The following is an 11,655-nucleotide window of genomic DNA, read 5'->3' as shown; positions in this document are numbered from 1 at the left end:
ATCGCTCGGTATCAGAACAACAGCAACACCCAATATACTGAGCAGCAGTCTCTGGCCTTACTTCCCGAAACCGAGAGCTTGCGCATCAATACGGAAAACTACTCGGTTGCTCGAGGATGGGTTGGATGACGACAGTCGGTTACAACCCCAGAAAAGCCAACACCTCGCTGGCAGCAATCTGCGGCGCTTCCTGCATGAAACAATGCCCACCGGGCAGATTCTGCACCCGGACCCGACTATTCACAGCCTTAAGCCTGTGCGCGGCCTGAATGACAAAGGGATAGGTCTTGTCACCATGAATCAGCAGGGTTGGGGTTTGAATCCGTTTGAGTGACGGCCACAGGCGCCTGGGCATGGAGTCGAATACCTCGGCTTCGCGGCTGGGCCGGCACTTGAGCTCCACACCTTGCTCGTGGTGATCCTGCAGGGCATGTTCGATGTGGGCACGAAATGCCGCCTCATCCCAGCCACGAAAGATCCCGCGACCGTGCAAGGCGCCATAGGCACTGTCACGATCCGGCCAGTGATGCCGACGCGCCCGCGCCGCCTGCGACATCGGGTTACGGCGCAGGCCGAGCAGGCTGAGACTGGTGCGCAGACCTATCAGGTGCATGGGAAACAGTACCGGATCAAGCAGCACCGCCCGCTCGAACAACCCTGGGTGAGCAGCCAGAATCAGGCTGGTTAACACCCCACCAAAGCTATGCCCGCAGGCCACTCTGGGTACTTCGCCGAAACGCTGGCGACCATATTCGAAGGCTTCCACTGCCAGCTCGGCATTGCGGTTCCAGCCAACAAAGCGCCCACCGTGGTCACTCTCACCATGACCTTGCAGGTCGCACAACCACAGGTCAAAGTGCTCAGCCAGCGGCTCCAGCATCGGCTCATAAGTCCGGGTGCAGAACCCGTTACCGTGAAGAAAATGCAGCAGCGGCTTGCCGCTTGGCGGAGTATGCCAGCCGCGCAAGGCAAAACCGGCAGAGGTATCATGGGACCAAGGCAACAATTGCATGACAAAACACCTGACTGAATCGATGCGCCAGTCTACACAGAGCCGGGCACGGCCCCCAAGCCGCTTTAGGGAACAGTGATGCTCAATATTGCAACACAGGGTGATGGCCCGGCACTGGTCTGGGCGCATGGGCTGTTCGGCAGCATGACGCTGGAGAGTGCCTGCGGCTGGTTCCACCCAGCCGCAGACGGTCAACTGCGACGGATCCGCTACGATGCCCGCGGACATGGACAGTCCTGCGCAGCCGACACGCCAGAGGTCTGCCAGTGGACACAATTGGCTACCGAGATGCTGCGGGTCGCCGAGCAAACCTGTAGCAGCGAGCCCTTTGCTCTCGGCGGTCAATCCATGGGTTGCGCCACAGCGTTACATGCAGCTCTGCAACAGCCGCAACGAGTCAGTCATCTGGTCCTGGCGCTGCCGCCAACCGCCTGGGACAGTCGTCCGCACCAGGTTCTACGTTATCAGAAGATGATTGAACTGCTGCGCCGCCAGGGCGTAGCCGGACTGGTCAAGGCCTCGCGCCGCTTCCCGCCCTTGCCAACCTGGCTGCGAAACAGTCGCTCAGAGCTGGCTGGCCTGATGCTGGATGAGCTGGCCGGTTTTACCCAGAACAACCTGATCAACATACTGCAGGGCGCTGCCGCTTCCGATTTGCCATCACCTGCTGCACTGCAGCAACTGTCTATACCAGCCCTGATCCTGGCCTGGGGTGACGACGACATTCACCCGCTGAGTACGGCCCAAGGCTTGGCCCGATGGCTACCGAACAATGAACTGATAATCGCCAACTCAAATGCAGACCTGCAGCAGTGGCCGGCCCTGATTGACGCCTTCATTACCGGCCGTTGAGCGTGCAACCTTGCTGGATTGCCACGGAGGCTAAGCCACCTGCGTATGGATTGCTTCGTCGGCGGATGGCCGCCCCCTGCTTCTCGCAATGACGGTGGTGGGGTGCGCATGCCCGCGTATGGGCTGCTTCACCCCCGTCACCGTGCCCACGTCCCTCCCCCGTCATTGCGAGGGCCGCAGGCCCGTGGCAATCCATGAGTGCAAGCCGCCTTCACCCCAGCCAGTCGAGCGTCAACATCAGCCGTCGCTGACCTGCCGAGGGCTGCGGTGAACGATGCACAATACCTCGACCCTCATTGCCAGCCCAGCGCTCACCCTTGAGCAAGCCCACTTCACCCGGCTGCATTCGCCCGGCCGGCGGCAACTCATTGAACTCGTCGCAGCCGGGATGTCCCAGACGCCGGCGTGGCAAATCACCCTCAGCCAACCACTCTGAGCCAGGGCCAGCATAGGTGGTTATCAGGCGTACCGGCACCTGATCGACATGCCAGCGCGGGCACATGGCCTTGTCCAGCGTACGCACCCGCAAGCCAACCCGACGGGCATCGAACAGGCAGGCGAACATCCGTACCAGATAGGCCACATCGGCAACAAAGGCCGAATGATGAGCCAGATCCCGTGCATCCATCAGCAGCGTCCGCAAATCCGGCTCGGCATCACTGCCAGACTCCAACTCCAGCGTCATCGACTCGGCGACATCCCCTGGCTGGTTTAGCAGGGTCTCGGCAAAACGCTGCAGGTGCAATGGCAGGCCACGCTGCCAGAGCGCCAGATTGACATCGTCGGCAAAGATCGTCAGCAGACTGTCGACCTCCTGGCCCAGGACCTGACGCGGGTACAAGGCAATAACCGGGGCTAACATCAGGCCGCTGCCTCGGTCCATGGACCGAACGGGTCAGGCAGACTCAACCACTGTTCAGCGCCATAGGCCATTTCGGCATCCGTCAGCAGACAGGCCTGCAATTCGCGCTCAAGCAGTTCAAAGTCGATATTCTGACCAATGAACACCAGCTCCTGGCGGCAATCACCAAACTCACCCTGCCACTTGCCTTCGATCAGCGTTTGGCTCTCCTCATCCTGCGGCCAATACTGGCGTGGCACGAACCGCCACCAGCGCCCGGCATAGCCGTAACGCATCAGGCTACCAGCTTGCGACCAGCTCCCGGCCTCTTCCGGCCGGCTGGCCAGCCAGAAGTAACCTTTGGAACGCAGCAATCGGCCGTTTTCCCAGGTGCGGTTAAGGAAATTGAAAAACCGTTGCGGGTGGAACGGCCGCCGGGCCCGGAAGCCGCCAGAGGCGATGCCGTACTCTTCGGTTTCCGGCACATGCTCACCGCGCATTTCCTTCAACCAGCCCGGCGCCTGCGAGGCTCGCTCAAAGCTGAAACGACCGGTATCCAGCACCTTGTCCAGCGGAACCTGGCCCATCACCGCCGGCACTATCTCGGCTTCGGCATTGAGGCTGCGCAAAATGGCAATCAACTCCTCACGTTCAGCAGAGGAAATCAGATCCACCTTGCTGACCAGAATGACATCGGCAAATTCGACCTGCTCGATCAAGAGATCAGTCACCGAGCGCTCGTCTTCCTCCCCCAGAGTCTCGCCACGACTGGCCAGGCTGTCACTGGCCTGATAATCACGCAGGAAATTCAGCCCATCGACTACAGTGACCATGGTATCCAGACGCGCCAGATCGGACAGACTGCGCCCCTGGTCGTCACGGAAGGTAAAGGTTTCAGCGACCGGCAACGGTTCGGAAATGCCGGTCGACTCGATCAACAGGTAATCAAACCGCCCCTCGGCAGCCAGACGGGCCACTTCCTCCAACAGATCTTCGCGCAGAGTGCAGCAAATGCAGCCATTACTCATCTCTACCAGCTTTTCCTCAGCGCGATTGAGACTGACATCACGCTGAACTTCGCTGCCGTCGATATTGATCTCACTCATGTCGTTGACGATCACCGCAACCCGGCGGTTCTCGCGGTTTTTCAGAATCTGGTTGAGCAGAGTACTTTTACCCGCCCCGAGAAAGCCGGACAGCACAGTGACCGGCAACGCTTTTACTGAAGTATTCATGGCAAATCTCACGGATAAAATTTGTTATAACATAACAAAAATATCAGAGACGCCTTAGAAGGTCGAGTACCGAACATCTACCAAGACACGGCGCCCCATCAAACGAGGCACCAAAGTCCGCGACCTGGAAATTCAGTCCAAACTGTAGTCAATACTGGTAACTACCCGCACGCGCTTGACTTCCGGGGTATAGGGGTCGACATCCTCAATCGAGAAATAACCCTGTGATGCCCGGCGAATACTTCCGACCTGGGCGTTGGCATCGCGGGCAAACTGATCGGCAGCAGCGCGAGCATCGCGGGTGGCGTCAGCAATCATGTCCGGCTTGATGGTTTCCAGCCGGGTGAACAGAAAGCGCGGCTGGAATTCATAGCTCTGGCTTAGCGCAACACCAGACTTGACCAGCTCCCCTACCCCTTGCATACCGGTTTTTACCTTTTCAACCTCAGCAGTTCGCACCAGCACGGTGACCTCAGCCCGGTAACGCTCCGGTGGCAGCGTCTGGCCATACACATTGGAATGCTGATCGGTGATCTTCGGCATCGAGAGCTGTACCTCGGTCTCGGCAAAGCCCTTGAGCAACAGGAACGACCGAATCAGGTCCTGTTGGGCTTCGATATCGGCCTGCAGGCGATCGAGACTGTTGCCAGCCACTATGAAATTGATCGGCCACAGTGCCAGATCTGCTTCAACGGTACGCTCGGCCAGACCCTTGACGCTGACAATGCGGTCAGCATCACGAAACTGCAAAAGGCCGGTCTTGATACTGATCGCCATAAAGGCCAGCGCAGCAGCCATAACCAAGGCTACCAGCAATGCCACCAGCGCAATTCGGGATTCCCTTTCCATCAATCACCTCGCTCCAAGTAAGTACAGACAATGTATACGACATCAACGACTAAAGCACATTTCCAAGAGCCCGGCAGGGCCTTAGAATAGTCAAAATTACGACAAGACCAGAACCAGACACCCTGCCCAACTCTCAACCTCTGCCAAAAGAATTTACTCTCCAGGAGATAGCGTGGATATCGCCACACTTATTGGCCTTTTAGGCGCAATAGTAATCATCGCTCTAGCCATCATTCTCGGCGCCTCGGCCGAAGTTTTCTTCAATGTTCCCGCGCTGCTGATAGTTATTTGTGGCAGCCTGTTTGTCGTTCTGGCCAAATTCAGCATAAGCCAATTTATTGGCGCCATTCGGGTAGCTGGCCGGGCCTTTTTCTTTCGCCTGCCGGACACCGAAGAAAGCATTGATGAACTGGTCGAACTGGCCGATATCGCCCGCAAGCGCGGGCTGCTGGCTCTGGAAGAGCGGGAAATCCACTCACCCTTTCTCAGAAGCGGTGTTCAACTGCTGATCGACGGCCATGCCCCGGAAACCGTCAAGGCGATTCTGGAAAAAGAGCGCCTGCTGACTCTGGACCGCAACCGCTGGGGCGCCAAGGTATTCAGCGCACTGGGTGATGTTGGCCCAGCCATGGGCATGATCGGCACACTGATAGGCCTGGTGCAGATGCTGTCAAACATGGAAGACCCCAAGGCCATCGGCCCGGCCATGGCGGTGGCGCTGCTGACCACCCTGTACGGCGCCATGCTGGCAACCATGATCTGTATCCCCATCGCTGACAAGCTCAACCTGCGCATGACCGAAGAAGCCCGCATGCAGGCGCTGTGGCTGGACGCCATCCTGGCTATCCAGGAAGGCACCAACCCTCGGGTGGTGGAACAGCTGTTGAGCAGCTACCTGCCACCGAACAAACGTGAACGCAATGCTGACGGCGAACAGGACGCGGCCTGATGGAACTGCCCCCGGAAGAAGAAAAGACCGGCGTGCCACCCTGGGTGGTCACCTTCGCTGACCTGATGTCGCTGCTGATGTGTTTTTTCGTGCTGCTGCTGTCGTTCTCCGAGATCGATGCCCAGCGCTTCAAGCAAATCGCCGGCGAGTTGTCCAAGGCCTTTGGTGTTCAACGCGAAGTACCGGCGCTGGAAATCCCCATGGGTACCAGCCCGATATTCGACAAGTTTTCGCCTGGCATCCCCGAACCCACGCCGGTCGACAGTGTGCGCCAGCAAACCACCGAGCAGGCACCGCAACTGGAGACCCTGCGCGCCGAACTGGAGGCCGGCCTGCAAAGCCAGGTCAGCGATGTAACCCGCCAACAGCTCGAAATCACCCAGCAGGCCCTGGCACAGTTGCTCAGCCACGAAATCACTGAAGGCCGGCTGCAACTGGAACAGGACCGTCAACGTCTGGTAATCCGGGTCGAGGAAAAAGGCTCGTTCCCATCTGGCTCAGCCGATATGACCCCAGCCTTTCTCGACATGCTCGACAGGGTAGCCGATGTGCTAGCCAGGGTACCGGGCGAAATCACCATTGAAGGTCATACCGATAACATCCCGATCAGTACCGCACGCTTCCAGTCCAACTGGGATCTGTCAGCCGCGCGCGCCTCATCGGTGGCCAACGCCCTGCTCTACAGCCAGGCGGTGAACCCGGAACGCCTTCGGGTTCAGGGCTATGCCGAAACCCGGCCGCGCACCAGCAATGACAGTGCAGACAACCGGGCACTGAACCGTCGGGTTGAGATCATTATCGACCTGTCAGGACCGGCAGCCGAATATGAAGCCGAGCTGCGCCAATTGATGGAAGATGATCTGAGTGAGCTGGTACGTGAACTGGACGTGCAGCCGGCACCTTGAAAATAAGCGGCGCGGGCGCTGACTGATCCTCACTTCGCCAGGGCGCGAAGCCGCGAGCTGCACCAACAAACGGCTATCGATCACTCATCCCGACGCAGATCGTCAGGAATTTTCGGCTCTGGCATCGGGCCTGGGCGCTTGCCCTGGCCAGCCCGGTACTGACGCAACTGGAACACATAGGCCAGCACCTGGGCCACTGCCAGGTACAACCCGGCCGGTATTTCCTGCTCCAGTTCGGTACTGTGGAACACCGCACGCGCCAGCGGTGGCGATTCAAGCACTACCACGTCGTGCTCCTGGGCAATCTCGCGAATCTTCTGGGCCAGAAAGTCCGCCCCCTTGGCCACCAGCACCGGCGCCCCCGATTTCAGCGGATCGTATTTGAGCGCCACGGCATAGTGAGTCGGGTTGGTGATTACCACATCGGCCTTGGGCACTTCACTCATCATTCGCCGCTCGGCCATTTCCCTCTGCAACTGTCGGATCCGAGATTTGACTTCGGGTTTGCCCTCGGTGTCCTTGAACTCGTCCTTGATTTCCTGCTTGGTCATCCGCAGCTTTTTCTTGTTGTCCCAAAGCTGGAAAGGAATATCCACCGCCGCAATCACAATCAGCGAACAGGCCAGCAATAGCAATGAAGTCCCCAGCACCCAGCCGGCATGCACGATGGCAATCGGCAAGGGCTCGTTGGCCATGGACAGCATATCTTCACGGCGCAGGTTGAGCACCAGTAAGGCCACGGTCAGCACCACCAGGAACTTGGCCAGAGCCTTGAGCAGCTCAACCAGCGCCTTGAGCGAGAACATCCGCTTGAGCCCGGCAATCGGATTGAGCCGCTCAAACTTGGGCGCCATCGACTTGGCACTGAGCAGCCAGCCGCCCAACAGGATCGGACCGCCCAAGGCAGCGAACAGCAGCATCAGAAATAGTGGCCCAAGCGAGCGCAGCCCCTGGTCAAGCGAGGCCATCAGGTGCCAGCCCATGCTGTCGGTGACGTACAACACCTCACGTTCGAAGGCAAAGTTGTAGACCATGACATCCATCAGTCTCTGGGCCATTCCCGGTCCCAGCATCAGCAAGCCCAATGCGGCCACAATCACCACCGCCAGGGTATTGAGCTCCTTGGATCGCGGGATCTGGCCTTTGTCCCGGGCATCCTTGAGCCGTTTGGCCGTGGGCTCTTCGGTGCGTTCCTGGCTGCTGTCCTGCTGCTCAGCCATCAGCGCGCCCCCACCATTTCACGCAGCCAGATCAGAGCCTCAGCCGCCAGTTCATGGTATTGCCCCAGCACATTGCCCAGCAGCACCCAGAGAATGAAGAGACCAAACACCAGAGTCAGCGGGAAACCGATGGAGAAGATGTTGAGCTGCGGCGCCGCCCGCATCATCACCCCGAACGACAGGTTGACGATCAGCAACGCAGTGACCGCCGGCAGACCAATCAGCAGCGATGCCGCCAGTACCCAGGAAAAGCGCTGGACCAGCGTCAGAAAATCAGCCGCCACCAGCGACTGACCAACGGGCAGGGTTGTGAAGCTCTCGGCCAGCACCTCGATTACCACCAGATGACCATTCATCGCCAGAAACAGCAGGGTCACCAGCATAGTGAACACCTGGCTGATAACCGCCACCGATATCCCCATGCTTGGGTCGTTCATTGAGGCAAAGCCCAGACCCATCTGCATGGCGATCACCTGGCCGGCCAAAACATGGATCTGAAACAGCAATTGCAGCAGAAAGCCCATGGCCGCGCCGATCAGAATCTGTTCGGCAATGATGACCCAGGTCGCCAATGACAGCGCATCCAGCGTCGGTACTACAGGAACCTGCGGAGCAATCAGAATGGTCAAGGCAAGAGCCAGGTACAAGCGAATGCGCATGGGTAGCAACTGGGTGCCAAGTACCGGCATGGTCATCAGCACCGCGCCGATGCGAAACAGCACCCACAGATAGCTGGCAACCCAGCGACTGATCTCGCTGCTGGTCAGTTCGAGCATTAGCCAATCAGCCCGGGGATTTCCCGATACAGACGGTCACTGAACTCGACCAGCTCCCTGACCAGCCAGGGGCCGAGCCAGATCAGGGTCATGAAGGTGAACAACAAGCGCGGCAGAAAGCTCAGGGTCTGCTCGTTGATCTGGGTGGCCGCCTGGAACATGGCGACAATCAAACCCACGACCAGACTCGGCAGGACAATCACTGCAACCATCACAGTGGTCAGCCACAAGGCCTGACGAAACAGATCAACAGCCACTTCAGGTGTCATGATTCAGACTCCTATGTCACGGCAAAGCTGGCCGCCAAGGTGCCAATAATCAGCGCCCAGCCGTCGACCAGTACGAACAGCATGATCTTGAAGGGTAATGAAATGATCAGCGGCGACAGCATCATCATACCCATGGCCATCAACACACTGGCTACCACCAGATCGATCACCAGGAATGGGATGAAAATCATGAAGCCGATTTGAAACGCGGTTTTCAGCTCGGAAGTAACGAAGGCTGGGACCAGAATATGGAACGGCACCTCATCCGGCCCGCTCAGGTCATTGCGCCGGGCCAGCCGTACAAACAGTTCCAGATCGGTTTCCCGGGTCTGCGCCAGCATAAAATTGCGCAGCGGAATGCTGGCAGCTTCCAGTGCCTGCTCGCCAGCCATTTCCTCATTGAGATAAGGCTGCAGTGCGGTTTCGTTGATACGCTCAAAGACCGGCGCCATGACGAACAGGGTCAGAAACAGTGCCAGACCAACCAGGATCTGGCTGGACGGCGTCTGTTGCAGCCCCAGAGCCTGACGCAGAATAGCAAACACGATGATGATCCGGGTAAAGCTGGTCATCATCATCACCATCGCAGGGATGAAGGTCAGCGCGGTCATCAGCAGCAAAATCTGCAGGCTGACCGAATAGGTCTGCTGGCCCTCAGCGTCGGTACTCAGAGTTATCGCCGGCAGACTCAACGGGTCGGCAGCCGTCTGCGCCAGCGCCGCTGGCGCCAGCAACAACAGCACCAGCCCCAACCAGCGGCTCATGAATCTGACTCCCGCTTCAACAGGGTTTGCAGGCGGCGGGCAAAGTCACTGTCAACCGGCTTGGCACTGGACAGGTCCGCCACCGGTTCATCGAATACGTGCAAGGTATTGATCCGCCCAGGCGAGGCCCCGAGCAGCAGTTGCTTGCCGCCGACATCGACCAACAGCAAACGATCACGCGGCCCCAGCGCCATGCTGCTGACCAGCCGGATATGCTGGCCACCCTGTCCAGCCATGGGCCCGATCCGACGCATCAGCCAACCCAGCACAAAGATCAACGCCACCACAACCATCAGGCCAACACCCAATTGCGCCAACTGCGAAGTCAGGGACATCTGGGTGGCACTTGGGGCATTGGCCGCCGGAGTATCAGCCCAGCCGGCCAACGGCAACGCCAACACTCCGGTCAGAACCAACAGTACTTTCAGCCATGGCTTTGCCGCAGACAGACCGGCGGCGGCCCGGACTGGAGAGGATACGATTGCTGTTGGTTTCATCAACGCAGCTTCTTGATCCGTTCAGAGGGGCTGATCACATCGGTCAGACGAATACCGAACTTTTCGTTGACCACCACCACCTCACCATGGGCAACCAGAGTACCGTTGACCTTGACGTCCAGCGGCTCACCGGCCAGCCGATCCAACTCGACCACCGAGCCCTGGTTCAACTGCAGCAGGTTGCGGATGGTAATATCGGTATTGCCGACTTCCATGGAAATGGTGACAGGAATATCCAGGATCACATCCAGATTCGGGCCGTCGACCGACTGGAATGGCCCGTCATCGACATTGTTCGCCGAGGAGCTGAACTCTTCCATCGGTACCCGGGCACCCTGATCCTGCGTCAGCAAGGCATCGATATCATCCTGGCTGGCGTCTCCAGCCTCCTCCAGCGCGGCCGCCCACTCATCGGCCAGCGCCTGCTCCTCAGGGGTGACTTCATCAGGCTTGCCGTCATCAGCCATCGTTTCGTTCCTCTAGTGTTTCGTTATTGTCCAGTGACACTCAGCGCGGGCGTGGCACCGGCCCCAGAATTTGCAGGGCCAGGTTACCCTTGACCGCACCCAGCTTGGCCTTGAAGGTGGGCACGCCGTTGGCGCACAACACCATTTGTTCGGGCAACTCGACCGGAATCACATCACCGACCTGCATGCTGAGCAGATCCCTGACTTTGAGTTGACGCCGAACCACAGTGGCACTGAGCGGCACCTTGACCCCGGTAATTTCCTCACGCAATGCGCGCACCCAGCGCTCGTCATGTTCATCCACATCTGATTGCACCCCTGAATCCAGCACCTCACGCAAGGGTTCAATCATCGAATAGGGGAAGGTCACGTGCAGATCGCCACCGCCACCGTCCAGCTCGATATGGAAAGTCGAGACCACCACCACCTCGCTGGGGCTGACGATATTGGCCAGGGCCGGATTGACCTCGGAGTTGACGTACTCGAAATTCACTTCCTGGACCGCCTGCCAGGCTTCCTTGAGGTCGACGAAGGCCTGATCCAGCACCATCCGTACCACCCGAAGTTCGGTCGGCGTGAATTCACGCCCCTCGATCTTGGCATGCCGGCCATCGCCACCAAAGAAGTTGTCTACCAGCTTGAACACCAGCTTGGCGTCCAGAATGAACAGTGCGGTACCGCGCAATGGCTTCATCTTAACCAGGTTGAGACTGGTCGGTACGTACAGCGAGTGTACATATTCACCGAATTTCATCACCTGAACACCGCCAACCGCGACATCGGCTGAGCGGCGTAACAGGTTGAACATGCTGATCCGGGTATAACGGGCAAAGCGTTCGTTGATCATCTCCAAAGTCGGCATCCGACCCCGGACGATGCGATCCTGGCTGGTCAGGTCATAGCTTTTGACCGACCCCGGATCGGCATCATCATCGGTATCGATCGCACCGTCATCGACACCATGCAGCAGGGCATCGATTTCATCTTGTGAGAGCAGATCCTGAACAGCCATAAGGGTT

General features: G+C 58.6%; 14 protein-coding genes. 3 read left to right on the top strand and 11 right to left on the bottom strand.

Translation table 11 applies throughout. The annotated features are described in order from the left end of the window. Nucleotides 1-139 precede the first annotated feature (139 nt). Nucleotides 140-1,012: an alpha/beta fold hydrolase gene (locus tag BVH74_RS09785; protein WP_080049892.1), complete on the bottom strand. Its 873-nt coding sequence runs from the start codon at nucleotides 1,010-1,012 to the stop codon at nucleotides 140-142. A gap of 78 nt (nucleotides 1,013-1,090) precedes the next feature. On the opposite strand from BVH74_RS09785, the gene BVH74_RS09780 reads away from it, so the two are divergent. After that, nucleotides 1,091-1,864, top strand: a complete 774-nt coding sequence (locus BVH74_RS09780) for an alpha/beta fold hydrolase (protein WP_080049891.1) — start codon at nucleotides 1,091-1,093, stop codon at nucleotides 1,862-1,864. Nucleotides 1,865-2,075: 211 nt separating this feature from the next. Here the strand turns inward: BVH74_RS09780 and BVH74_RS09775 are convergent, their stop codons facing one another. The 3 genes from BVH74_RS09775 to BVH74_RS09765 form a co-directional block, all read right to left on the bottom strand. Then, nucleotides 2,076-2,726, bottom strand: a complete 651-nt coding sequence (locus tag BVH74_RS09775) for a DUF1826 domain-containing protein (RefSeq protein ID WP_080051690.1) — start codon at nucleotides 2,724-2,726, stop codon at nucleotides 2,076-2,078. After that, entirely contained in the window at nucleotides 2,726-3,940 is a 1,215-nt protein-coding gene (gene zigA, locus BVH74_RS09770) for a zinc metallochaperone GTPase ZigA (RefSeq protein ID WP_080049890.1), read from the bottom strand. The genes BVH74_RS09775 and zigA overlap by 1 nt, the downstream gene beginning before the upstream one ends. A 132-nt stretch (nucleotides 3,941-4,072) precedes the next feature. Next, the gene (locus BVH74_RS09765) at nucleotides 4,073-4,789 is read right to left on the bottom strand and encodes an SIMPL domain-containing protein (protein ID WP_080049889.1); all 717 of its coding nucleotides are present in this window, start codon (nucleotides 4,787-4,789) and stop codon (nucleotides 4,073-4,075) included. Between the two features lie 172 nt (nucleotides 4,790-4,961). Between BVH74_RS09765 and pomA the strand changes: the two genes are divergently transcribed. Continuing rightward, nucleotides 4,962-5,738 carry a flagellar motor protein PomA gene (gene pomA, locus BVH74_RS09760; RefSeq protein ID WP_080049888.1) on the top strand — a complete coding sequence of 259 codons (777 nt, stop codon included), beginning with the start codon at nucleotides 4,962-4,964 and terminating at the stop codon, nucleotides 5,736-5,738. After that, on the top strand, nucleotides 5,738-6,643 hold the full coding sequence (locus BVH74_RS09755; RefSeq protein ID WP_080049887.1) for a flagellar motor protein MotB: 906 nt from the start codon (nucleotides 5,738-5,740) through the stop codon (nucleotides 6,641-6,643). Before pomA ends, BVH74_RS09755 begins: the two co-directional genes overlap by 1 nt. Nucleotides 6,644-6,723: 80 nt before the next feature. Here the strand turns inward: BVH74_RS09755 and flhB are convergent, their stop codons facing one another. The 7 genes from flhB to fliM are packed head-to-tail and all read right to left on the bottom strand — an operon-like array spanning nucleotide 6,724 to nucleotide 11,648. Further along, nucleotides 6,724-7,863 carry a flagellar biosynthesis protein FlhB gene (flhB, locus tag BVH74_RS09750; protein ID WP_080049886.1) on the bottom strand — a complete coding sequence of 380 codons (1,140 nt, stop codon included), beginning with the start codon at nucleotides 7,861-7,863 and terminating at the stop codon, nucleotides 6,724-6,726. Beyond that, nucleotides 7,863-8,639 carry a flagellar biosynthetic protein FliR gene (gene fliR, locus BVH74_RS09745; RefSeq protein ID WP_080049885.1) on the bottom strand — a complete coding sequence of 259 codons (777 nt, stop codon included), beginning with the start codon at nucleotides 8,637-8,639 and terminating at the stop codon, nucleotides 7,863-7,865. The genes flhB and fliR overlap by 1 nt, the downstream gene beginning before the upstream one ends. Beyond that, complete coding sequence (gene fliQ / locus BVH74_RS09740; RefSeq protein ID WP_080049884.1) at nucleotides 8,639-8,908, bottom strand: flagellar biosynthesis protein FliQ; 270 nt, start codon at nucleotides 8,906-8,908, stop codon at nucleotides 8,639-8,641. Before fliQ ends, fliR begins: the two co-directional genes overlap by 1 nt. An 11-nt stretch (nucleotides 8,909-8,919) precedes the next feature. Then, a complete protein-coding gene (gene fliP / locus BVH74_RS09735) occupies nucleotides 8,920-9,672 on the bottom strand; it encodes a flagellar type III secretion system pore protein FliP (RefSeq protein ID WP_080049883.1) in 753 nt (250 codons plus the stop codon). After that, the gene (gene fliO / locus BVH74_RS09730) at nucleotides 9,669-10,169 is read right to left on the bottom strand and encodes a flagellar biosynthetic protein FliO (RefSeq protein ID WP_231705502.1); all 501 of its coding nucleotides are present in this window, start codon (nucleotides 10,167-10,169) and stop codon (nucleotides 9,669-9,671) included. Before fliO ends, fliP begins: the two co-directional genes overlap by 4 nt. Beyond that, on the bottom strand, nucleotides 10,169-10,636 hold the full coding sequence (gene fliN, locus BVH74_RS09725; protein WP_080049882.1) for a flagellar motor switch protein FliN: 468 nt from the start codon (nucleotides 10,634-10,636) through the stop codon (nucleotides 10,169-10,171). Before fliN ends, fliO begins: the two co-directional genes overlap by 1 nt. Nucleotides 10,637-10,676: 40 nt before the next feature. Next, nucleotides 10,677-11,648, bottom strand: a complete 972-nt coding sequence (fliM, locus tag BVH74_RS09720; protein WP_080049881.1) for a flagellar motor switch protein FliM — start codon at nucleotides 11,646-11,648, stop codon at nucleotides 10,677-10,679. Nucleotides 11,649-11,655 lie beyond the last annotated feature (7 nt).

It is taken from the genome of Halopseudomonas phragmitis (assembly GCF_002056295.1).
In the GTDB taxonomy this organism is placed as follows: domain Bacteria; phylum Pseudomonadota; class Gammaproteobacteria; order Pseudomonadales; family Pseudomonadaceae; genus Halopseudomonas; species Halopseudomonas phragmitis.
Note: the sequence above shows the minus strand (reverse complement) of the source record. Positions and strands in the feature narration are given on the sequence as shown.